15 protein-coding genes and 1 pseudogene are annotated in these 22,334 nt (G+C 67.5%); 11 read left to right on the top strand and 5 right to left on the bottom strand.

Features of this window, described 5'->3' with window-relative positions:
• Positions 1–171: 171 nt before the first annotated feature.
• Positions 172–4,293: a protein kinase domain-containing protein gene (locus tag OV287_RS22565; protein ID WP_267536103.1), complete on the bottom strand. Its 4,122-nt coding sequence runs from the start codon at positions 4,291–4,293 to the stop codon at positions 172–174.
• Between the two features lie 334 nt (positions 4,294–4,627).
• Between OV287_RS22565 and OV287_RS22560 the strand changes: the two genes are divergently transcribed.
• Together OV287_RS22560 and OV287_RS22555 are read left to right on the top strand one after the other, a co-directional pair.
• Complete coding sequence (locus OV287_RS22560) at positions 4,628–6,121, top strand: hypothetical protein (protein WP_267536102.1); 1,494 nt, start codon at positions 4,628–4,630, stop codon at positions 6,119–6,121.
• Positions 6,121–7,299 (top strand): ARPP-2 domain-containing protein, encoded by a 1,179-nt coding sequence (locus tag OV287_RS22555; RefSeq protein WP_267536101.1) that lies wholly within the window; start codon positions 6,121–6,123, stop codon positions 7,297–7,299. The genes OV287_RS22560 and OV287_RS22555 overlap by 1 nt, the downstream gene beginning before the upstream one ends.
• A 76-nt stretch (positions 7,300–7,375) precedes the next feature.
• On the opposite strand, the gene OV287_RS22550 is transcribed toward OV287_RS22555, so the two are convergent.
• Positions 7,376–8,038 (bottom strand): hypothetical protein, encoded by a 663-nt coding sequence (locus OV287_RS22550; protein ID WP_267536100.1) that lies wholly within the window; start codon positions 8,036–8,038, stop codon positions 7,376–7,378.
• Between the two features lie 154 nt (positions 8,039–8,192).
• On the opposite strand from OV287_RS22550, the gene OV287_RS22545 reads away from it, so the two are divergent.
• Together OV287_RS22545 and tal are read left to right on the top strand one after the other, a co-directional pair.
• Positions 8,193–9,659 carry a PQQ-dependent sugar dehydrogenase gene (locus tag OV287_RS22545; RefSeq protein WP_267536099.1) on the top strand — a complete coding sequence of 489 codons (1,467 nt, stop codon included), beginning with the start codon at positions 8,193–8,195 and terminating at the stop codon, positions 9,657–9,659.
• Between the two features lie 149 nt (positions 9,660–9,808).
• On the top strand, positions 9,809–10,900 hold the full coding sequence (gene tal, locus OV287_RS22540) for a transaldolase (protein WP_267536098.1): 1,092 nt from the start codon (positions 9,809–9,811) through the stop codon (positions 10,898–10,900).
• 106 nt (positions 10,901–11,006) lie between these two features.
• Here the strand turns inward: tal and OV287_RS22535 are convergent, their stop codons facing one another.
• Positions 11,007–12,935: a lipoxygenase family protein gene (locus OV287_RS22535; RefSeq protein WP_267536097.1), complete on the bottom strand. Its 1,929-nt coding sequence runs from the start codon at positions 12,933–12,935 to the stop codon at positions 11,007–11,009.
• A 440-nt stretch (positions 12,936–13,375) separates the two neighbouring features.
• Here OV287_RS22535 and OV287_RS22530 point away from each other — a divergent pair, with 440 nt between their 5' ends.
• The 3 genes from OV287_RS22530 to OV287_RS22520 all read left to right on the top strand — a co-directional run bounded on the left by OV287_RS22530 (position 13,376) and on the right by OV287_RS22520 (position 15,582).
• A complete protein-coding gene (locus OV287_RS22530) occupies positions 13,376–14,368 on the top strand; it encodes a DNA/RNA non-specific endonuclease (RefSeq protein WP_267536096.1) in 993 nt (330 codons plus the stop codon).
• 3 nt (positions 14,369–14,371) lie between these two features.
• Entirely contained in the window at positions 14,372–15,007 is a 636-nt protein-coding gene (locus OV287_RS22525; RefSeq protein ID WP_267536095.1) for a hypothetical protein, read from the top strand.
• A gap of 86 nt (positions 15,008–15,093) precedes the next feature.
• Positions 15,094–15,582: a 2OG-Fe(II) oxygenase gene (locus tag OV287_RS22520; protein ID WP_267536094.1), complete on the top strand. Its 489-nt coding sequence runs from the start codon at positions 15,094–15,096 to the stop codon at positions 15,580–15,582.
• 35 nt (positions 15,583–15,617) lie between these two features.
• Here OV287_RS22520 and OV287_RS22515 read toward each other — a convergent pair whose 3' ends face one another.
• On the bottom strand, positions 15,618–16,361 hold the full coding sequence (locus OV287_RS22515) for an SDR family NAD(P)-dependent oxidoreductase (protein WP_267536093.1): 744 nt from the start codon (positions 16,359–16,361) through the stop codon (positions 15,618–15,620).
• A 174-nt stretch (positions 16,362–16,535) separates the two neighbouring features.
• Positions 16,536–17,309: an endonuclease III domain-containing protein gene (locus tag OV287_RS22510; protein WP_267536092.1), complete on the bottom strand. Its 774-nt coding sequence runs from the start codon at positions 17,307–17,309 to the stop codon at positions 16,536–16,538.
• A 490-nt stretch (positions 17,310–17,799) separates the two neighbouring features.
• Here OV287_RS22510 and sitA5 point away from each other — a divergent pair, with 490 nt between their 5' ends.
• The 4 genes and pseudogenes from sitA5 to OV287_RS22490 all read left to right on the top strand — a co-directional run bounded on the left by sitA5 (position 17,800) and on the right by OV287_RS22490 (position 22,279).
• Positions 17,800–19,254, top strand: coding sequence for a SitA5 family polymorphic toxin (gene sitA5, locus OV287_RS22505; protein WP_267536091.1), 1,455 nt, complete (start codon positions 17,800–17,802; stop codon positions 19,252–19,254).
• Positions 19,248–19,604: a DUF2019 domain-containing protein gene (locus OV287_RS22500; protein ID WP_267536090.1), complete on the top strand. Its 357-nt coding sequence runs from the start codon at positions 19,248–19,250 to the stop codon at positions 19,602–19,604. Before sitA5 ends, OV287_RS22500 begins: the two co-directional genes overlap by 7 nt.
• Positions 19,605–19,726: 122 nt before the next feature.
• A pseudogene (locus OV287_RS22495) lies at positions 19,727–21,579 on the top strand (sensor histidine kinase).
• Positions 21,554–22,279, top strand: a complete 726-nt coding sequence (locus tag OV287_RS22490) for a response regulator transcription factor (protein WP_267536089.1) — start codon at positions 21,554–21,556, stop codon at positions 22,277–22,279. The pseudogene OV287_RS22495 and the gene OV287_RS22490 overlap by 26 nt, the downstream one beginning before the upstream one ends.
• Positions 22,280–22,334: the final 55 nt, after the last annotated feature.

Below are 22,334 nucleotides of genomic sequence, written 5' to 3'. Positions count from 1 at the left end.
TGCATCGCTCGTCCCCCGGGCCCAGGCCAGAGCTCTCTTCATGGGTAACCCCGATACCAGGACTTGGAATCAGCGACCTCGAGACAATCGAGTGCCCGCTCCCAGGGAAGGCTGAAAGAATCATGCGCTGTCACAAGGACAGTCCTGTCACCGGGCGGTTGAGCCAGAACGTCATCGTGCGGCGCCCGGGGGAGATCCGCGTGGGCGACGCGGTGGAGATCCTGGAGTAGGCCGGAGCGAGGTGAGCAGAGCGCGAGCCTCCTGGAACTCCGGCACCTCGAGGTCTGGAGCGAAGCGGCCGCACAGTCGCTCCAGCCTGAGCCGTGCCGCATCCGGGTGTCCTGTGTCCCGGAGCTGGCGCGCCAGGGCCACTCGCGCACGCAGCTCGAAGAGGTAGGCCCGCTGCCGGTGGGCGACGACCACGGCCCGGAGCAGGCTGTGCCTCGCGTCCTCCTCCTTTCCGGCCACTCGGAGCAGTTCTCCCTGGAGACGATACAACTCGGCCTCGAACAGGCGCGCCCCCGTCTCCTCCACGAAGCCCAACGCCTCGCCCACCACGGCCAGCCATTCCTCTACCTGCCCCATCAGCAAGGACAGGTCCGCGAGCAGATACAGGGAGTAGAGAAGATAGCCCTTGGCGCCCAACTCCTGGAGCAGTCCGATGCCGCTCCGCAGCAATTCGTGCCCCTCCCGCCTCCGTCCCACCCTGGCCAGTGCCCAACCCTGGACCGCCTGAGCCCATGACATCATGACCTGGAACAAGCGGCCGCCGGAGGCCGCCGAGCCCACCTTGGCCCACCGCGGTGTGAACGACTCGGCCCACCGCAGAGCGCACGACGCGTCGCCCCGGAGCTGACAGATCATGGCCAGACTGAGTGATGCGTACCCCCGAGTGGCGGAATGGACCGGAGCATCGACCAATTCGAGCAGCCCGTCGCTGAAGCGCCGGAGCTCCCCTTGCCGCAGTTGCAACAGGTGGACGAAACAAGGAATCGCCAGGTCGTTCACCGACTCAGGGTTCCAGATGCTCTCGATAAGTGAGCCTCGAACATCGAGCTGGGGGGCCGAGAGCTGGACCGCCTGCTCACGGCACGCCAGTGCTCTTTCGAGTTCTCCTTCGTACAGGTAGAGGCTCGCGAGCATCCGGTAGCCCTTGGCGATCACCTGTGGGTGCATCCGCTGCCGGCCCAGCGCCAGGATCTGCCCGGCCAGCTCACGCACCTCCTCGAATCTCGCTCCCCAGAAGAAGTAGATGCTCGATTCCATCCACAGCAGCTCGAGCGTGGGAAGCGCATCCCCTCTCTGCCGGAACAGCTCCAGCGCTCGGGCATAGGTCTGCTCCATGTCGGGAGAGCCGTACTCCTGACGTTTCATCAGCAGATAGCCAAGGTCTGTCAGCAGGCGCATCTCCTCTTCAGCGCGCCCCGCTCCGTCCGGGAGACTCCGCAACAGCGAGAGCGCCTGCTTCAAATGGGAGATCGCCTCCAGACCGGCGGAGCGCAGGATGGCGAGTCTCGCGGCACGTTCCCAAGAGCGGACGGCTGGCTCGGCCTCCCCGGCTTCCGTGTAGTGGTGGGCGAGCACCTCGGGCCGCGCCTCCACTATGTCCTGGAATCCCTCCACCAGAGCCTGGGCAACGCGCCGGTGGTGCTGCCGTCGCAGGCTCCGCGGGAGCGACTGATAGGCGGCCTCCTGGATGAGTGCGTGACGGAACTGGTACTCGGACTCGCCGGGCTCCTCCCGCCGCCATTCCAACAAACCCGCCGAGACGAGCCCCTGAAGGTCTTCTCGCAGCAAGGCCTCGTCCCGGGCCATGAGGTGGGAGATCAGCGAATGACTGAAGCCGCGCCCCACCACGGCGCCAAGCTGTGCCAGCGCCTTCTGCTTCGGAGGGAGCGCATCCAGCCGGGACAACAGCAGCTCGTGCAGAGTGATGGGAATGGTGGACAGGGGTGCCGGAAGAGACCGCTCGAGCACCATGCGTGTCATCTCCTCCACGAAGAGCGGGATGCCGTCTGTCTTCGCCACGAGTTGCTGGACCGTCTCCTCCGGCAGGCTCGTGCCACGATCGACCTCCCGCACCAGGACCGCCGCGGACTCCGCCGGCAGCCGGTCGAGCCCGAGCCGGTGGAAGCCAGGGGATGGCGGCCATGGGGGATGGAACTCAGGGCGGGCACTGAGGACGACGAGGAGCCTCGCCTTGGAGGTGTCGTCGCGCAGCAGACCGAGCAGCTCCAGCGTGGAGGGGTCTGCCCAATGCAGATCCTCGATGACGAGCAATACCGGCCGCTCCTCCGCCATCCGCAAGAACAGGAGCCGCAACGCATCGAGCACCTGTCTCTTGCGCTCCTTCTGCCGCTCCATGGCGGCCAGCAAGGCGGAGGAATCACTCTCATCGGGCGAGGCGAGGAGCACGGAGAGCTCCGTCGCGCGCTCCGGAAGTGGACCGAGCCGTCGCAGCAGCCCGATGATGGGATGGAAGGCGCTGTTGCGGAATGACTCCCAGCACTGGCAGAGCAGGAGGTGACTCGACTCTGGAGGCACCCGCTCGCGCAGCTCCTGGATGAGGCGGGACTTGCCGATACCCGCCTCACCGCTGAGCAGAACACACGCCCCTTGCCCCTGACCCACCCGCGCCCAGAGGCTGTACAAACGCGCCAGTTCGTGCTCCCGTCCCACCAGCGGTGAGACACCTCTCGCCGCGAGCGCCCGCTCGAAGCGGGACACCGCCTGCCTCTCACGCAGCACGCGGTACGCCGCTCCCGGATGGGGGCCGAGAGGCTCGGTTTCGAAAGCCCCACGCACGAGCTTCCACGTGGTAGCGCCCAGCACCACCGCACCGGGCCCGGCCTGTCGAGCCAACGTGGCGGCCATTCGTGGAGCCTCGCCCTGGAGCGTGGGCATCCGCCCCAGTCCCTCCAACGGGAGCGCATCGAACACCACCGTGTCCGTATGGATGCCCACCTCCACGGCGAGTCCGGAGCAAGCCGGAGCTCCTACCGCCGCCGAGCATTCCCGTATCAGGTGGAGCCCCGCGCGCACCGCCCGCTCCGAGTCATCCTCCCGGACCGTGGGGCAGCCGAAGCAGGCCAGCACCTCGTCACCCACGGACAGCGCGATGGCGCCGTCGTACCGCTGGAAGACCTCCGCACACCACCGTTGGAAGGCCGCCTGGAGCTCGCTGATGTCCTCGGGATCGCTCCACTCCCTGGCCTCGGAGGGAACCACGAGCCCGCAGGACACCAGGGTGACCTGCCGGCGCTGAGGCGCCACGAGCTTCGGGGTCTCGCGCCAGGGCCCGAGCGCTTCCTCCAACCGGATCAGCCGCTCCCGCAGCTCGGACGCGCTGCCCAGACGCCGCTCGGGCGCCTTGGCCAGCAGCTCGGCCACGAGCCGCTCCACCTCCCCGGGCAATTCCGGGACGCGCTCGCGCACGGAAGGCACCGGCTCGGGAGACGTCACCCGCTCGCGCAACTCCTGGAGCGAGGCGAACGGATAGGGCAGCTCGCCGGTCAGCAGCTCGTACAGCATGACGCCCACCGCCCAGAGGTCGGTCCGCGCGTCCTGCTCCTCGCCCCGCCACTGCTCCGGTGCCATGTACGCGGGCGTTCCGGCCGTGGGGAGATGGGGGACGAGCGGGGATTCGCCCGACATGAGGTGCGCCAGACCGAAGTCGAGCAGCTTCACCCCTCCCTCGCGGGTGATGAGCACGTTGCTCGGCTTGAGATCGCGGTGGACGATGCTGTGCGCATGGGCATGCGCCAGGCCCGCGGCCACGGCGCCCAGGAGCTCCAGTGCCCGCCGCAGCCCCGGCCTCTCCCGCCGCAGCAGGGAGGACAGGGACTCACCCTCGAGGAGCTCCATCACCAGAAAGGGAACGCTGGGTTCCCAACGAGCACCCCTCCACTCGGAGACGTCGAAGAGGCGGACAATGTTCTCGTGATCGAGCCGCGCGGTGGCCCGGGCCTCCTCCCACAGCGGCGAGCCCGGCAATGGCCCGCCCCTCGCGCTCCGGGCCAGCAGGAACTTGAGGGCCACCTCGCGCTGCAGCTCGCAGTCCCGGGCGCGGAAGACCTGTCCCATCGCGCCACCGCCCAGCTCCTCGAGAATCTCGAACCGCTTCCCTTCCCTCCCGCCCATCCGGGTCCCGAGTAGCGGAACCCGGAGCGGCGCATCCACCCGGGCCACCTCGGACAGGAAGGAGTCCTCGAAGTCCTCGGGCTCCTCGGAGGCGGAGTCACCCTGCGGGGGCACTGTCCCCTGCTCTCCCTCCCGGGTGTATCCCTCGTGCATCGCATGTCTCCCGAGGTCTCGCCAGAGTCCTCGCCAGAGTCCTCTCCATGGGTAACCCCGACGCCAGGACCTGAAATCAGTGACCTGCGAGCAGTGGAGTGCCTGCTCCCCGAGAGGGCTACGTGTGGCTCGGGGCCGCAGTGACGTCCCTGCTCTTCAGCCTGGTCAGGAACCCGCGCGCCGTCCGTCGTGCTAGGGTGAAGGGGCCGCTCGCGGGACTGTGATGCGACTTCCGAACCGAGCCTTTGGAGCTTGACTAGCTGGTCGTGTCCTCCTTCCCCGAGCGGCTCCTTCTTTCCGCCCAGGCCACCGAGGCTCACGGGAGGTGGACGCGATGGACGTGGCGTTGGCGCGCGCCGAGCAGGTCGCACGCGAGGACCTGGTGATGTTCGTGAACGCGTGCTTCTCCTGCACGGGGCAGCGCGAGTTCTACAACGACGCGCGCGGGCAGGCGGTCTCCATCGAGTTCCTGCACGCCTACATCCTGGGCAACTACCGCCGCCTCTATGCGCGGACGCTGGCCGCGGGCATCAACCACTTCAACCAGGCGCAGATCATCCTCAACCTGCTGGCCACCGGGAAGCAGACGCTGGCCGAGGACAAGCGTGAGGAGGGAGCTCTCATCGCCGCAGCGCTCCGGTCGTTGCCACCGCAGCGGGCCTTCCGGGTGCTGGAGGTGCTGCGTGAGCGGCGCATCAACAACCGCCGGGCGCGCGCCATCGTCCAGGAGTACCTGGAGGGACGGCCGGACCTGGGCTTCGATGCAGTCAAGTACCGCGCCAAGCTGCGGGCCGCGGTGGCGCACGGGCACCTGAAGCTCGGGGGCGAGCTGAACCCCTTCCTCTTCCACGGCTGGCGCAAGCGTGTGTACACGACGCCGCTGCTGGAGAAGTTCCGCCAGGCCCACTACGACCAGTCCGCCCTCTTCGAGCTGCCCTTCACCGTCGCCGAGGGGCTGGCAGTGAAGCACGGCATCCCCCGTGACGTGTTCCTCACGCGCATCGAGCCGCGTCTCACCGCCGCCGAGCGGCTGCGCCTGCAAGGGGCGGCGGCACGCGAGGATGGGGTGACGCTCGCGATGGACCTGGGACGCGCGCCGCTCACGAAGCTGGCGCTCTACGTGCTCTCCCTCAAGGCGGAGGTGCGACGGGAGCGGCGAGCCGAGCTGCATGCCGCGATGGAGCAGTCCGCGGCACGCACGCTGCGCCGGGCCTTTGTGCCCCTGGGCCGCGTGGCTGCCGTGCTGGACAACAGCTTCTCCGCCTCCGGCTCCAGCGAGAAGCGCCGCCGTCCGCTGGGAGTGGCGCTCGCCGCGCACTACCTGCTGTCCGCCTCGGCCCGCGAGTACCGCGCCTTCTGGACGAACCCCGTCGAGGATCCGCTCCTCATGGGCGCGCGGGGGCAGACCGATCTGTCCACCCCTCTGCTCGATGCCCTGGACTGGATGCCGCACGTGGTCGTCGTCGTGTCCGACGGCTACGACAATGATCCGCCCAACGCCGTGGCCGAGGTGACCCGCGTGTTCCGCACGAAGCTGGACCCGGCGCGCCGCACGTCCATCGTCCACGTGAATCCCGTGTTCGCCTCGGAGCTCTACGCCCCTCGGAGCATCGGCACCCATGTGCCTACGGTGGGCGTGCGGGACGCGGAGGACCTGCCCACGGTGCTTGGGTTCGCGCGCTTCGCGGAGGGCGCGGCCCCGCTGTCGGAGCTCGAGGACTATCTCGCTGCGCGCGTGCGGCGGCTGCTGGAGCGCGGACAGCGGAGCCAAACACCCGCGGAGCCCCTGGAGGCCGCTGGAGAGCCCGCCGCCCAGGAGGAGGAGTGATGGCCCCCACGGAGACGAAGCACATCCTGCCCATGGGCCTGAGGCTGGCACCCTCGCAGGTGTGGGGCAGCATCCGTCTGGTACCGGTGCTGCGGGACGACGTGCGGGGAGACCTGCGCTTCGCTCGGAGGACGTACGATGACGATCTCACCGTCGTCTCGCTGAAGGGCGGGCTGATGGAGCCCGGGCTCAAGTATGTCTCCTACGTGCCGCACGGCCTGGTGATGGCGTGGGACGACCGGAGCCGGAGCGCATCCGCGGCCTTCGGGACGCAGCTCCACAAGCCCGAGGGCAAGGCACTGAAGGTGGGCCCCTTCACGGTCCGGGTGATGCACCGCATGGTGCACCGGGAGGACAAGAACCGGCTGCGGCTGCTGCCACTGCACCTGGCGATGGAGGGATTCCTCGCCCTGCACTTCGGCGGACCGGAGGTGGCGTGGTCCGAGTACTCGCAGGAGGCCCTGTCCCGGGGGTTGGATCCCCGCAGCGAGTGGTCCGTGCGGGGCTGGGCGAGCACCGCCTTCGACGAAGCCCTGCGCATCTTCGAGATCCACGAGCAGCAGGTGGGCGTGCTCATCTTCCATGCCGATCTGCTGCTGTCCGCCTTCATCGTCTCGCACCCCGAGGACTACCGGGCGCTGCACCGGGCGCTGGTGGAGGACTTCTATGGAGACCTGCTGCTCCAATACGGCTTCCTGGGCGATGTGCCTCCCATGGGGCTGTCCATCGACGAGCGGCGGGTCTCCTCACTCGGAGACCTGCGGGCCGCCGTCGCGCAGATGAGGAAGGACTGGGACAGCTTCCAGGGCTTCATGGCCGGAGGCCTCTTCGGCGCGGAGGTCTCGGCGAGCACCGTCTACGAGGCGGGGCCGTTCCAGCTCCAGCGCTTCGTCACCGGATTGGTGCCCTCCGAGGAGAACCATATCGGCGAGGTCATCGTGCGCGGAGACGGAACGCTCGAGTACCTCAAGACGTACCGCCTGTCGGCGGCGCAGACGCGGCGGGCCTACCTGCTCAAGCAGCTCGCGCTCGCGGAGTGGAACCTGGAGCGCACGGCGGGGAATCTGAAGACCACCCGGAACGACCTGGTGGTGCGGCTGAGCAACGCGGGCTTCGGCTACCTGCTCAAGGAGTCCGTGCTCGAAGCGGCCCTACGGCGGCAGCAGGGCCGGCGATAGAGCCCGCAACAGCAACGCCCGGAAGCCTCATGGCCCCGGGCGTCTTCATGTCAGCGGATTTCCTGGCGCGGTCTGGCTACGCCTTGGGTGCTTCCTGCTGAGCCTGCTGCTGCTCCGGCTTCCTGGGGGAGACCAGCGAGTCGATCTTCCGCGTCAGCCGATCCAGCTCCCGGTTGATGGCCTCCACCTGCGACTGGCTCGCCACGCCGCCCACCACCTTCACCATCCGGCCCTGCAGCCCGGTCAGGCGCTGACGCACCTCGCCGCCCACCCACGTCGCCTTCTTCTCCAGCTCCTTCACCGCCGGGCGCTCGCGCAGCTCGTTCACGTTCAGCCGCTGCAGCACCTCGCGGCTGGACTCACGGCCGCGCGTCACCAGCGTCTGCAGCGCCTTCTGCGCCTCCGTCTCGAGCTGGCCGATCTGCTTCTGCGCCTGCTCCAGCCGGCCCTTCACGAAGGACGCCACCTGGCCCGCGGCCTCGGTCACCGCCGTCTCGGCCTTCGCAGCCTCGGCCTTCACCGCCTCGGCCACCTTCTCGACCACCGGCGTCTCAGCCTGCACCGCCTCGGCCTGTACCGCCTCGGCAACCACCGTCTCGGCCTTCACCTCGGCCTGCTTCTCGGCCACCGGCGCGGCAGCTTCCTGAGCCACAACCTCAGCCTGAACCTGCTCCGTCGTCGTCTGGGCCGCAGTCTCCTTGGCGGCCCCCTCGGTCTTCGCCGTCTTGTTCTTCGCCATGTGCGTTGTCTCCTCGACTGCGACTGATGGGCGAACAGATAACGCATCGCGTCAACGGCGTCAATAGCGTTTGACGCAACGCAACAACCACCTTGTACCCAAGGGTGGGGCAGGCAGACAGACGAGCGCAATCTCGCCGTACAGTAAGTGACCTATGTTCAACACATTCCGAGCCCCCCTGACGTGCGGCCTGCTCGTGTTCGCCCCCCTCGCGTGGGCCCAATCGTCCCCCCAGCCTTCCCGGCGCGACGTCGCCGACGTCTACGCCTCGCTCTGCGCGAACTGCCACGGCCCCAAGCTGGAGGGCGCGCTGGGGCCGAGCCTGGTCGACGACACCTGGAAGTCCGGAGCTGACGACGAGAGCATTGCGCGGAGCATCCGCGAGGGGCAGCTCCCGGCGGGAATGCCCGCGTTCTCGGCCGCGCTGTCCCCCCAGGACATCCGCGCGCTCGTCATCTACATCCGCGAGCAGGGCGCGGAGCGGCGGAGCAAGGGCACCGCGTTCGCGAAGCCCGCGGCCGACAAGGCCGTGCGGAGCGAGCTGCACGCCTTCAAGCTCGAGACGGTCACCGAGGGACTCGACACCCCATGGTCCGTGGCGTTCCTGCCCGACGGGCGCATGCTCGTCACGGAGAAAGAGGGACGGTTGCGCGTGGTGGAGAAGGGCCGCCTGCTGCCCGAGCCCATCCGCGGCACGCCGGCCGTCTGGTCCAAGGGCCAGGGCGGTCTGCTCGATGTCGCCGTGCACCCCGACTACGCGAAGAATGGGTGGATCTACCTCTCCTATAGCGACCCGGGCGCGAATGGCTCCGCCATGACGGCGATCGTCCGCGGCAAGCTGCGCGAGGGCCGGTTCGTGGAGCAGCAGACGCTCTTCCGTGCGCCCCCCGGGCTGTACCGCAACGCGGGCGTGCACTTCGGCTCCCGCTTCGTCTTCGACGGCAAGGGACACCTGTTCTTCTCCATCGGCGAGCGGGGCCACAAGGAGGACGCGCAGGATCTGTCACGGCCCAACGGCAAGGTGCACCGCATCCACGAGGACGGGAGCATTCCGAAGGACAATCCGTTCGTCGGCCGCAAGGGCGCCCTGCCGAGCATTTGGAGCTACGGCAACCGCAACCCGCAGGGCCTCGCGCAGCACCCGGTGACTGGAGAACTCTGGGAGACGGAGCACGGCCCCCGAGGCGGCGACGAGCTGAACCGCATCGAGCCGGGCCGCAACTACGGCTGGCCGGTCATCACCTACGGCATGAACTACGACGGCACACCGATGACCGACCGCACCGCGCAGGAAGGAATGGAACAACCCGTGCTGCACTGGACACCCTCCATCGCCGTGTGCGCGGCCGACTTCTATACGGGCAGCCACTTCCCCCAGTGGAAGAACGACCTGTTCGTGGGTGCGCTCGCACAGCAGGAGGTGCGGCGCCTGAGGATTGAGGGTGGCAAGGTGGTGCACCAAGAGGTGCTGTTCAAGGATGTCGGCCGAGTGCGCGATGTCGTGAGCAGTCCCGATGGCTACCTCTACGTGGCCTTCAACGGACCCGATCGCATCGCGCGGCTCGTGCCTGCCCCCGTCGTGGAACCCGCCTCCGGCAAGGCCCCGAGCGCGAAGCCCTGAGCCTCATCCTCCATGCACCTCCCGCCGTGAGCCGTTGATCGCCCGCGGGGTAGAGAGGCGGGCTCGGGACTGCGCATCCGCTCCCGGGTGTGCACCTTCATCCGGAGAGGGGCGCGAGCTGCCGCGCCTCCGGCAAGGAGGCCAGGGCCATGATGGCGACCCAGGCATTGCACGACGCCGGCCAGAGCCTCTGGCTGGACACCATCACCCGCGAGATGCTCGAGGACGGCCGGTTGGAGCACTACATCCGCGACCTGTCCGTCACCGGGCTCACCTCCAACCCCACCATCTTTGACCAGGCCCTGCGCCGTGGGCATGCGTATGACGCCTCCATCCTCGCCTGGCAGTCGCACGGGCTGGATGATCTCTTCTTCCAGCTCGCCCTGGAGGACCTCTCCCGGGCGGCGGCGCTCTTCCAGCCCATCCACCAGCGCACCGGGGGCAGGGACGGCTGGGTGTCCCTGGAGGTGTCACCGCTGCTCGCCTGGCTGCCGGAGCCCACCATCCACCAAGCCAGTTCCCTGCACGAGCAGGCGGGGCTGCCCAACCTGTTCATCAAGATTCCCGGCACGCCTCCGGGCCTGAAGGCCATCGAGGAGTCCATCTTCGCGGGCGTACCCATCAACGTGACGCTCCTCTTCTCGATGGAGCAGTACCTGGCGGCCGCGGATGCGTACCTGAAGGGCCTCGAGCGGCGGCTGGAGGAGGGACTCTCGCCCGAGGTGCATTCGGTGGCCTCCCTCTTCGTCAGCCGCTGGGACAAGGCGGTAGAGGGGCAAGTCCCGGAGCCGCTGCGCAACCGGCTGGGCATCGCGGTGGCCGAGCGCACCTACCGGGCCTACAACGAGCTGCGCGAGAGCGCCCGCGTCCGCCGGCTGGTGTCCGAGGGTGCTCCAGTGCAGACGCTGCTGTGGGCGAGCACCGGCACCAAGGACCCCTCGGCCCGGGACACCCACTACGTGGAAGCGCTCGCCGCCCCGGACACCATCAACACCATGCCGGAAGGCACGCTGCTGGCCTTCGCCGACCATGGCCAGGTGGGGCCGCTGCTGACGCATGATGAGTGGGAGAGCGACTCGGTGCTGGAGGAGTTCAAGATGGCCGGCGTGGAGCTCGATGGGCTGGCCGCGCAGCTCCAACGAGAGGGGGCGGATTCCTTCGTGAAGTCCTGGAACAGCCTGCTGGCGTGCCTCTCCGAGAGGCTCGAGGGACTGAAGGGGGAACGGCCCGGCGCTCACTGATGCTCCAGGAGCGCCAGGGTGACGCAGGCACCTTCATCAGCGCGTTGACTGACCACCGTGACGCGCCGGGGAAGGAAGCCACCTCCGGAATGGGATGGCGCTCGGCTCAGATGTTGATGCTCTGCGGGATGGCCGAAGGCACGAGGTAGGGATAGGGCTCGTAGCGCGAGGTGTTGCGCTGCTGGATGGTGTCACCGATGCGCGCGAGTTCCTCCTGGAATTGCTTGAGCGCCGCATGCACGCGCAGGTCCTTGAACCACAGCAAGGGGTAGTCGCCCAGCTTGGTGTGGTGGAGCGAACCCAGGAGGGTGAGGAAATCAAGCTGCTGGGCGGCCATGTCGAGCGGAGGGAAGAAATCCAGGCCCGGGTTGAGCGAGGCATCGGCGCGCGAGGAAGGCGCGGCGCGGTAGGCAGCGCCCGGGGCCAGCGGTACGAACGTCATCACCCCCGCCTGAGCGAAGTTCACCGCCGCATGCTGCGCGCTGCCGGTGAACAGGAGCATGGTGATGGCCTGGACGAGGTAGGCCACGGTGGTGAGTTTGCCGGCCACGCCGTCCTCGCCGAAGCCCTTCACCCGGCCGCCCTCCTGGGAGACGAGCTCAGCGCTCCAGGCCTGGAGGGCCGCATCCGCCTGCACGGCCGCGTCCGAGTCGTAGTAGATGCCCACGTAGGCGCGCACCCACTTCTCGATGGCGCCCCATACCAGCAGCGCGTCGTCGCGGTAGGGGTAATCCAGCGAGGGGTCCATCACGCCCCGGCGCTCCAGCTCGCGCGGCAGCATGCCCTGGGTGAAGTCGAAGTCCGGATCATTCAGGAGCGAGGTGACGGTGACGGCGCGACTGGCTTGGATGGTGCCACCCAGCAGCATGTCCACATCCCCGCCCGGGGCGATGAGACTGGCCTGGGCCTCGTTGTTGATGAACAACGTGCCCTCGAAGTGAGGCCGCAGCAGAACGCTCACCGGGTGGTCGTCCGGCAAACGCCGGTGGGTGGCGATCACGAAGGGCTCCACGAGCAGGTGCGTATGTCCCAGGTGGGAAATCATCTCATGGTAGGTGACGTCCGCCGTGGACACGGCCGTCTTGGCCTGCAGCCAGGCCTCTCCATCGGCGGGCGTGTAGAGCGGATGGCCGCTCGAATCCTGTCCGCAGCGGATGCCCAGAGGACGCAGCTGACGGGGGCCGGAGCCGCGCGGCAGGCCGAAGAGAGCCCGAGGCGCGAACATGTACTTGGGGCCGTCAGGGAAGTTGCCGTTGATGACCCCCGCCAGCGCCTTGTAGTCCGCCAGGTACAGCCGCCCCTCGCTCAGCGCCTGCTGGACAGTGTCCCCCGTTCCCAGCACGGCGCTCAGCTGCGCGTCGTTCAGGCCGAGCGTGTCCTCGGACGCGCGGGCCCGGCGCACCACGAGCGGGTTGAAACCCGCCACGCGCATCCACGCGAAGGTGGCGTCCTGCTCGAAGCTCCGGGCCGCGGTGGGCAGAGGCAGGGTGGTGAAGAGGTTGAAGTAGTCCTGCATGGAGCCCGGCCGGCCCGTGGGCTTGTCGCGGATGGCGCCCACCACTGACTTCAGGATGTCCATGAGCCCACCCAGTTCCTGCTTGAAGGAGCGCTCGGCGAGCAACGCGCACTGCCCGGCGAGCTTCGCGGCCTCTCCGAGCTGGGCGAGCTCTCCGAAGAGCCCCTTCTCCTCCGCCCCCGGCTGGGGAAGCTTGTCCATGTGGGTGAGATCCAACGTGCCCAGGCCCAGGTGCGTCAGGTCCACGGACATCTCATCTGGCGCGGGGGCGGGAGCGGGCGTGGAGGGGTTGGACTGGGCCTGCTTGCGCTGGGCCTCCTCGCGCTTCCACTTGAGCGTGTTGTGGGCGATGCGGAGGATCTGCCAGACAGACTGCCCGTACCACACGAGGGTTGGCTTCTGGCTGGAGGGGACGCTCTGGGCCATCGCCAGTGGGGCGACATACGTATAGTTGTACTGATACTCGGAGGCGGACAGGTCACTGCTCGGCGGCGTCGAGACGGCTTCGGCGGACGACATGACGGCTCCAGGGAAGAGGGCGGATAGCACGAGCGAACAAGCTCGAGCCGGCAGCATCATCGCGTATGGATGCGTCAGTGCACCAGCCCACCCGGGCAGTCCTCGCCCCCATGCCCTCCGTGGACGCAAGCCATTGCCAACGTGCGAGCGCTCTCTGAACAAGTGTTGAGTCAAGGCGAGCAGGCACGGCAGGTGATGCCCACCTGCAGCCGAGCGGGTGCGGAGTATCCGGTGGGAGAGAGGCCCTGACTATTGGTCAAATGTCTTGGGATTAATCGCCTTCTGAACAAACACAACGCGCGTACGTGGACGGCATCGCGTATAAGAAAGAGAACATCTGTCCCGTCCGCAAGAAAGCACTGGAAGTTCGCCTCCTCTTCACTCCAGGATTCAGCCGGCTAACCTGTCCTCTCCCGTAGCCACATACCCAGGAGAGGAGCATGTCTCTCAATCCTTATCGCCTCGGCGTCCTCGCATATGTCGCATGGCTGCTGATGGCCTGCGTCTCACAGCGACCCTCGCTCCGGCAGGAGGCTCCCCTGGGAGCCCCACCGGAGGAGGAGGACCTGGACCAGGCAGCAGACTACGATGATGAGTTCATCATCGAGAAACGCCGGGCGCAGTTCACGAAGTTCGGGCGAGCCGAGGCAGGTTTCACCCAGGAGCAGGAGCGGCGAATCGAAGCGAACTGCCCCTTCGGCCTGCCTCGAGCCCTGAAGGCCTGGGAGCACGGGCCCACGAGGTATGTTCTTCGTGAGGGCTATGTCCTCCAGCACAGTGGAGGCGACAAGGTTCCCCTCTGGGTCTGCGAGGGGGTGGAGCGGGCCCAGCTGGAGGGGAACGTGCCGCGGCCCGGTCAGGGGGCTTTCAAGCCGGATCCGGAGCTGCCCAAAGGCGAGCGTGCAGAGCTCGCTGACTACAGAGGCTCCGGCTACAGCCGCGGGCACATGGCTCCCGCCGGCAACCAGACCGTGAACCTGCAACGCAAGACGGAGACCTTCTATCTCTCGAACATGGTCCCCCAGCTGCAGGTGCACAACGGGCAGATCTGGGCCGCACTCGAGGACCTGACTCGTAAGTGGGCACTCGCCCGGGGCAAGGCCTACATCATCACTGGACCGATGTTCTACGATCCCGCGGAGGAGGATCCCAGCACGGCAGATGGCTTCATCGACGTGTTCCGGATCGGCGCGAACGCGCTGCCGGTCCCCACCCACCTCTTCAAAATCGTCGTCGCCCAGAATGCCAGCGGGCAGTGGGAGGCCATTGCCTTCGTTCAGGAGCACAGGGGCTACGAGAAGCCCTGGGATTTGTCCCAGACCATCCAATCCATCGACTGGATTGAGGAGCGCGTGGGGTTCGATTTCATGCCCGACCTCGAGGAAGAACAGGCGCAGGCGCTCGAGGCCTCCCCGTCGACCCTGTGGCAGTGAGCGATGCCAACCATCCACAATCATCGAGGTGCCTTCCGCCCCCTGCTGGGCGGGACGGCGGTGGTGAATCCCCAGGTCAAGCACCCGGGCACGCTGGGGTTCGTGGCGGTGGACGAGAGCGATCCGACCCAGCAATTCATCGTCAGCAGTTATCACGTGCTCGTGCGGCTGATGGGGCAGCCCGGTGTCGAAGGCGAGCCCATCTTCCAGCCCTCCAGTCAGGGTCCGAGTTCCGAGGTTGCCTTCGTGGAGCTGTCACGGGCGGACCCGGGATTGGATTGTGCGGTGGCCAGGGTCGCCAACAACATCCGGACGAGCCGGCACATCCTGGGGCTTGGACTGCCCGGAACGCCGCAGCTGGCGCAGGTGGGAATGCGGGTGGTCAAGTCCGGGCTCTCTACGGGAGTCACCGAGGGAGTGGTGACGAAGGTCAGCGGCGACCTCGTGCGGCTGGAGCCACCCGAGGGCTTTCCCGAGGACTATGAGCTCTCGGACGTGGCGGACTCAGGCTCCCTCTGGCTGGAGCTCGAGACGCGGGCCCCCGTGGCGCTCCATGTCCGCGGCAACCCCGATGGGTTGGAGTGGGCCGAGGGCATCGCCATCCACCAGGTCCTCGGTGCACTGAGACTCCGCATGTGAAGCGGGCTCCGGCGGATGGTGACCTCTATCTCTCGAGCCGTGGCGTTTGCGCCGGTCCCCCCGCGAACGACATGACGGCTCCAGGCATGACGCCCACGACGTACCGCGCCGGCGGTGCGAACATGGAGATCCGTTTCGCCATCGGCGGGAACACAGCCATGGGTATCGAGGTCCAATACCCGGAGGAGCACGAGGGTTTCCTCGAGCGCTGCCATGCCGCGGGCCAGCTCAGGCCGACGCCCCTGCTGCTGCAATACGGCGCGGACGACTACAACTGCCTGCACCAGGACCTCTACGGTGAGCAGGTCTTCCCGCTCCAGGTCGCCATTCTCCTGTCCGAGCCCGCCCGCGACTTCACGGGCGGCGAGTTCGTGATGACGGAGCAGCGTCCACGGATGCAGTCTCGACCGATGGTCCTGCCACTGAGCCAGGGCGACGCAGTGGTCTTCGCAGTCCATCACCGCCCGGTCCAAGGCACGCGCGGGGTGTACCGGGTCAACCTCCGGCACGGGGTCAGCCGCGTGCGCTCGGGACAGCGCCACACGGTGGGCATCATCTTCCACGATGCAGCGTGATGGCGTTCGGCTCCCCCCCAGAAGCCGTCACGGGCTCACGACATGATGAGGCCGCCCGTGGCGCCAAGCGACTGACCGGTGACCCAGTTGCTGCTCTCCGATGCGAGGAAGGCGACGATGTCCGCGATGTCCTCGGGCTGGCCCGGGCGCCGCAGGGGGGTGGCCTGGATCACCGCGTTGCGAGCCTCGTCTGAGCCGAACGCCGACATCTCCGTCTCCACCATGCCTGCGAAGATGGTATTGACGGTGATGCCCCGTGGTCCGAGCTCCGCCGCGAGGGTGCGCGTGAGCGCCTCGACGGCTCCCTTGCTCGCCGCGTACACGCCGAGCGCTGGAAAGGGAGAGCGGGTGCAGGCCGAGGTGATGTTGATGATCCGGCCACCCTGGCCCAGGCGCCGTGCCGCCTGCTGGCTGGCGGTCACCACGCCCCAGAGGTTGACGTCCATGATGCGCTGGAAGTGCGCCCGATCGATGCTGTCGAGTGGACGCACCTCGAGGATGCCCGCGTTGTTGACCAGGATGTCCAGGCGGCCGAAGCGCGCGTCCGTGCGCTCGAAGAGCTGCCGTACCTGAGACTCGTCGGCCACGTCCGCGCGCTCGACGAGTACCTCACCTCCGGCGCGCTGGATGTCGGCGGCAACCCGATGGGCTGCGTCCTCGTTGCGGGTGTAGTTGATGACAACCTTCGCCCCTTGCGACGCCAGCTTCCGAGCGATACCCGCACCAATACCGCGCGAGGCTCCCGTGACGATGGCGACCTTTCCTTCGAGTCCGTTCATGTGTGCACTCCGGTGGGGGGGGTCCACAGCATGCCCGGTGGGGTCCGGATGGACAATCACGCTACCGGAGTCCGTCTTTCCCAGCGAATCCGACAAGCTCCCGAGCGTCAGGGCTCACGGGAAGGTCACGTTGCCGAGGGTGAGTGGCCAGGCAGTTCCCATCCATAGCGCAAGTCATGGGCGGGGGTTTTCTTCTTCAGTATCCCCAACGGGATTCGACCCCTGCTGGGACGCGAGCCGGGCCTGGCCCGTGGGGCACAGATCGAGCACCACGCACCGCTGGCACGCGGGCTCCCGGAAGAAGCAGCACCGCTGCCCGTGCAGCATCAGCGCCTCGTGGTTGTCGTAGACGCGCTGCGCGTCCCAGTCGGGCGGGAGCTGTTCCTCCAACAGCCGGTGGGCCGGCCCCACCGCAGTGCTCTCCGGGATGAGCCCCAGCCGCACCGCGACCCGGTGGTGGTGGCTGTCCACCGGTAGCGCGGGCTTCCTCAACCGGCTGAACAGCAGCGTCGCGGCGCTCGACTTAGGCCCCACTCCGGGCAACTGCTCAAGCCAGTCCCGCGCCTCGCGCACCGGCAGCTCCCCGAGAAAATCCAGCGACAGGTCCCCTCCCCTCCGCTCGGTGATGCGGCGCAGCACCTGCTGGATGCGCGGCGCCTTCTGCTCCGGCCAGGTCACCTCGGCGATAGCCTCCTGGACCTCCACACAGGGCGCGTCCCGCACCGCCTCCCAAGTGGGAAAGCGCGCGCGGAGCTGGCGAAATGCCGCGCCGGTGGAGGCATTGCGCGTGCGGTGGCTCAGCAGCGCGGAGACCAGCTCGCTGAGCGGATCCTGGGCGCGGAACCAGGGGATGGGACAGCCGTACTCGGCGCACAGGCGCTCGTGCGCCCGCAGAGCTTTCGCGCTCAGTCCGGCCGGGGCCTCGGGAAACAACGGGAGAGATGGCATGGGCGGGTCCGACTTCTGGAGTCACCCTTCCAACCTTCGCATCCCCTCCCCTCCTGGCGATCGTCTCCCACCGGGATGGCGGCCAGGCCACCGAGCGCCCGAGGGTCCGCGCGATGACTGACCCACCTCGCGCTCGTGTACGCATGGTGCGTGCGGCCCTCGGGCTCCCATGCTGCGCCGGCTCCTCCCCACCTTCTTCGCCCTCGGATGCAGCCTCCTCGCCCCACCTGGGGGCTGGTGAGCCTCCAGCGCATCTTCGCCCAGGAGCGCGAGTGCGTATTCCGGTCATGCGATCACTCGTTCCGGGCGAGGGCTTCTTCCTCCAGTTCCGCGGCCACCAGTTCCTGCCCCGCCTCACCCGCTCGGCCCCCGGCTACTACCGCGAGCTCGGTAACACCAGACCCGGCGGCTTGACGCGGCCGTCAGTCACTTCCTGTAATCGGCCGGCCTTGGCTTCCAACTCGGGCGACTCACCCGGAGGGGTGCAGCAATGTCCAACCGCACCTTCAGTTCGCGCCCCGTCGGCAAACGGCGCCCTTTGCTCGCAGGCGCGCTCGCCATGGCGGCACTGATGCTGCTTACCGCGTGCGCAACGGGCTCACCCTCGGGCGGAGGGATGACGGCCTACGGTTACAGCCTACCCACTTCCGAGGACTCCCCCGAGGCGTGGACGCTGGAGGCAGAAGCCGAAGAAGAAGACACTGGCGGGGGCGAAGCCATCTTTTCCAACCTGCCCACGGACTTTCGACCGGTGAGGGTCAGTGACCCCGAGCTCAAGGCTGCCCTGACAACGTTCTGGCTTCACGTTCCGCTGCGGATATCCACCGCCTGCCCCCCGTTGTACGTCGGCCGGAAGCTGGCGTTAACGTCCGTGCCTGTGAGTGGCGAAGCGTGGCGATCAGACATGGCCCAGGCCTATGGGAAATTTTGCGAGCAACGTGGAACTCCTGGCGACTGCCTGACGTTGTTCGATGATGGGCCCCATCTGCAAGACAACGATAAGCGCAGCATTGCACTTGCCCTGGCAGTGAGGCCCGCCCTGGAGGGCGTGGATGCGGAAGTGCGGGCCATGCGCAACCCTACGCGGGTACTCGCTACTCTCAGCTTCACGATTACAGCCTACATGGCGCTGTTGCTCGCGCCTGAGCCCGTCACGAAGGGTGTCGCGCTCGCATTCTCCGTGCTCATGTGGGGCTATCTCGGATGGGAGTTCTTCGATCTGCTGCGCGCCTATGCGCAGCTTTACCAAGATGCGCCGCAAGCTTCCAGCTTTGAGGAGTTGCGGGAGGTGGGTGACAGGTTCGGCAGAGTCATCGGTCCCAATAGCGTGCGAATTCTCGTCATGGTGGCGACGGCGACGTTAGGTGAAACGGCGGCGCTCGTGTCAAAAGGGCCAAAGCTGCCGGGCTTTGGGCAAGCCTCGCGCACAATCGAGACCAACACCGGGCTTCGCCTGATGGATGCAGCAACCGGTGCCGAGAGAGCCTTTGTTTCCGTGAACGAGGGCACGATCCGTATCGTCCTGCCAGTCAATGCCGTGTCCATGACTTCCCGGAATGGAGGCGGGCGGTCTGCACTAAAGCCCGAGGAGAGTACGAAAGGCGGCAGACTTCTCCCTGGTGGGCACCGTGCATTCAACTCGTTCAGAGCCTTCAAGCGTCACATGGGCAAGGCTGGCGATGGGCAGGAGTGGCATCACCTTGTCGAGAAACACAAGTTCAATCTCAAGCGCTTCGGTGCCGAGGCTCTTCACAATACCGAGAACGTGATTCCGCTGGAAAAGAGCCTGCATGAGAGAGTAAGCGCGTTCTACTCCTCAAAGAATTTCGACATTACCGGTTCATATGGCCTGACGGTGCGAGAGTGGATCAGAGCGCAGAGCTACGAAGCACAGCGCTCGTTCGGGCTGCTTGTCATCAGGAAGCTCAGGGGTGGAGAGTGGTAAGGGATCTGAAAAAACTTGTAGAGGAATTTGCGGAGAATGTGGCCGCACAAACAGAAGCAATAAAGAGAGGAGACGCCAAGTCCGGAAACAAGCACGCCAATCGTTACATCTCCGCGCTCAAGAAATTGCGCTCGGAAGGCGATGCCGGACGCGGTGCGCTCACCGTCCTGCTACATCACCCTCGCCCGGATGTTCGGGTCAAGGCCGCGGCGTTTCTGCTTCGCTACCGGACAGCGGAAGCCATGGCAGTGCTAAAGGCAGCCGCCAGCGGAGACGGATTGGCGGCGATTGGTGCGATCATGACCTTGAAACATTGGGAGGAAGGCACATGGGCCTTGGATCCTGAATAGGCGGGGCTTTTCCCACCCTCCCCTCCCCACGGCGGCCAGGCCACCGAGCGCCCGCAGGTCCGCACGATGACTGACCCACCTCGCGCTCGTGCACGTATAATGCGTGCGGCCCTCGGGCCCCCATGCTGCGCCGGCTCCTCCCTACCCTCGTCGCCCTCGGATGCGGCCTCCTCGCCCTCACCTGGGGGCTGGTGAGCCTCCAGCGCATCTTCGCCCAGGAGCGCGAGGACGCCCACGCGCAGCTCCGCTCCCGCCGCATCGCGCTCGAGGAATACGCCAACCAGGCCCTGCGGCACATGCTCGGTAAACAGCTCGAGGGCAGCCTCGCCGCCGTCCACGCCGCCATGGGAGATCCGCTCACCCCGGGCGAGGGCTTCTTCCTCCAGTTCCGCGGCCACCAGTTCCTGCCCCGCCTCACCCGCTCGGCCCCCGGCTCGCGCGCCATCGCCCGACGCCACTACCGCGAGCTCGCCAAGGCCATCGCCGAGGGGACCCCGGTTGAGCCCTGGCGTGAGCGGCTCGTCCGCCTTCGCGCGGTGGAGGCGGCGCTCGACAATGGCCGCCCCGCCCGCGCCCATGCGCTCGCCGAGGACCTGCTGCGCTACCACGCGGAGAACCCCCTCCCGCCCGAGCAGGAGCTCCCCTTCGTCCTCCTCATGTTGGAGCGACTCCAGCGCGGCGAGGCCACCCCACCGCTCGTCCGCGCGCTGCTGCGCGAGGGGCTCCCCGAGGACTTCGGCGGCATCGAGCGCTCCGCGGGCCTGCAGAGAGATCTCCTGCGCGAGCGCTGGCGCTTCACCCAGCCCGACTTCAACTTCCTGCTCGTCCATGCCATCCAGGTGAGCACCGCGCTCGGCGAGCCCTCCGAGGACTTCCTGGCACGTGCCCGCGAGGCCGGAGCCGGCATGCTGGTACTGCCCGAGGGCCTCCCCGGTCCCACCCTCATCGGCGAGCGCTGGTATGTGGAGCCGAAGGGGGAGGAGCTGGTGCGCGGCATCGCCGTGGACCTCGACGCGCTCCTGCGTGACCTGGCCCGGGACATGCGCCAGCGCGGCCACTTCGGCCTGAACGGCCAGGTCCGGCTGAGGGAACCCAACGCCGTGCTGCCCTTGGAGTCCCTGCAACTGGAGGTGTCCGTCCCCCAGTGGACCGCCGCCGAGAACGCCATCGAGCAGCGCTACGGGTTGAAGACGCTGCTGGTGGCCACCTGCGGCGCGCTCGCGATGGCCATCGTGGTGATGGCGGTGGTGGCCCAGCACGGCCGCTACCGTACGTCGAGCTCAAGAGCGACTTCGTGGCCACCGTCTCCCACGAGCTGCGCACCCCCCTGGCCTCCATCCGCCTGCTGGCCGAGACGATGGAGCGCAAGCTCTCCAAGCTCCCCGAGATGCGCGACTACCCCGAGCGCATCATCCAGGCCGCCGACGGGCTGCACTTCCTCGTCGAGAACATCCTGTCCTTCAACCGCATCGACAAGGGCCGCTGGCAGCTCAAGCCCGCCCGCATCAAGCTGGATGAGCTGATCGGCATGCTCCGCTCGGACCTGGTGGGCAACACCGCCGTCCCCGTCCAGCTCACCGCCGACGTGGGGGATGTGGAGCTCGAGGTAGACCCCTCCCTGATGCGCCTGCTGTTCATCAACCTCGCCCGCAACTCCTGCGCCTATAACCGCCGCAACCCCGTGGAGCTCACCATCCGCGCCTACCCTCATCAGGGCCATGGCTGCGTGGTGCTCTTCAGCGACAACGGCATCGGCATCCCCGAGGCCGAGTGGGAGAACGTCTTCCGCGACTTCTACCGGCTGGGCTCCCAGGGCTCCGAGGTCCACGGCAGTGGCATCGGACTCGCGCTGTGCCGGAAGATCATGGCCCTCCACGGGGGCCGCATCTCCATCGATAATTCCAGCCCCCAGGGCACCACCTTCTCCCTGCTCTTCCACGAACCCCGCCATGAACGCCCCGAGCAGCCCTCCTAACGCCCGCCCCTCCATCCTCGTCGTCGAGGACGACGCGAACCTGAGGATTGGCCTGCGCGACAACCTCCAGGACGAGGGGTACGAGGTGACCGTGGCCTCGCACACCCAGGAGGCCGAGCCGCTGCTGCGCTCGCGCACCTACGACTTGCTCGTCCTCGACGTCATGCTCCCGGGCGAGGATGGCTACTCCTTCTGCCGGCGGCTGCGCGCCAGCGGCGTCCAGTCCATGGTGCTGATGCTCACCGCGCGCTCGCTCGAGGACGACATCGTCCGCGGCTTCGACGCCGGCGCGCAGGACTACCTCACCAAGCCCTACCGGCTGCGCGAGCTGCTCGCCCGGGTGGGGGCGCTGGTGCGGCGGGCCGGTGGCGCGCCGCCGTCCGTCATGTCCTTCGGCGGCTTCTCGCTGGACCTGGGCAAGCGCACCCTCTCGCGGATCGATGGGAGCGTCATCGACCTCACGCGCACGGAGTTCGATCTGCTCGCCTTCCTGCTCAAGCACCGCGACCGGGCCCTGCCCCGGGGGGAGATCCTCGACGCCGTGTGGGGCCGAGACGTCATCGTGGACCCGCGCACCGTGGACAACTTCGTCTCCAACCTGAAGAAGAAACTCGGCTGGACGAGTGCCTCCTCCTTCACCATTCACACCATCCGGGGGGTGGGGTACCGCATGGAGCTGGAGTCCATGACAAAACCATGACGAAGAGATGGCCGACCCAAGGCCACCGACCCTCCCTGACTCCGTAAGTTGATCA

The organism is Archangium lansingense (assembly GCF_026626635.1).
Lineage (GTDB): Bacteria > Myxococcota > Myxococcia > Myxococcales > Myxococcaceae > Archangium > Archangium lansingense.
Note: the sequence above shows the minus strand (reverse complement) of the source record. Positions and strands in the feature narration are given on the sequence as shown.

What these genes read in the sequence shown, in the direction of transcription:
- OV287_RS22565 (WP_267536103.1), bottom strand. Translation starts at nt 4,293, where the DNA reads ATGCACGAGGGATACACCCGGGAGGGAGAGCAGGGGACAGTGCCCCCG.
- OV287_RS22560 (WP_267536102.1), top strand. Translation starts at nt 4,628, where the DNA reads ATGGACGTGGCGTTGGCGCGCGCCGAGCAGGTCGCACGCGAGGACCTG.
- OV287_RS22555 (WP_267536101.1), top strand. Translation starts at nt 6,121, where the DNA reads ATGGCCCCCACGGAGACGAAGCACATCCTGCCCATGGGCCTGAGGCTG.
- OV287_RS22550 (WP_267536100.1), bottom strand. Translation starts at nt 8,038, where the DNA reads ATGGCGAAGAACAAGACGGCGAAGACCGAGGGGGCCGCCAAGGAGACT.
- OV287_RS22545 (WP_267536099.1), top strand. Translation starts at nt 8,193, where the DNA reads ATGTTCAACACATTCCGAGCCCCCCTGACGTGCGGCCTGCTCGTGTTC.
- tal (WP_267536098.1), top strand. Translation starts at nt 9,809, where the DNA reads ATGATGGCGACCCAGGCATTGCACGACGCCGGCCAGAGCCTCTGGCTG.
- OV287_RS22535 (WP_267536097.1), bottom strand. Translation starts at nt 12,935, where the DNA reads ATGTCGTCCGCCGAAGCCGTCTCGACGCCGCCGAGCAGTGACCTGTCC.
- OV287_RS22530 (WP_267536096.1), top strand. Translation starts at nt 13,376, where the DNA reads ATGTCTCTCAATCCTTATCGCCTCGGCGTCCTCGCATATGTCGCATGG.
- OV287_RS22525 (WP_267536095.1), top strand. Translation starts at nt 14,372, where the DNA reads ATGCCAACCATCCACAATCATCGAGGTGCCTTCCGCCCCCTGCTGGGC.
- OV287_RS22520 (WP_267536094.1), top strand. Translation starts at nt 15,094, where the DNA reads ATGACGCCCACGACGTACCGCGCCGGCGGTGCGAACATGGAGATCCGT.
- OV287_RS22515 (WP_267536093.1), bottom strand. Translation starts at nt 16,361, where the DNA reads ATGAACGGACTCGAAGGAAAGGTCGCCATCGTCACGGGAGCCTCGCGC.
- OV287_RS22510 (WP_267536092.1), bottom strand. Translation starts at nt 17,309, where the DNA reads ATGCCATCTCTCCCGTTGTTTCCCGAGGCCCCGGCCGGACTGAGCGCG.
- sitA5 (WP_267536091.1), top strand. Translation starts at nt 17,800, where the DNA reads ATGTCCAACCGCACCTTCAGTTCGCGCCCCGTCGGCAAACGGCGCCCT.
- OV287_RS22490 (WP_267536089.1), top strand. Translation starts at nt 21,554, where the DNA reads ATGAACGCCCCGAGCAGCCCTCCTAACGCCCGCCCCTCCATCCTCGTC.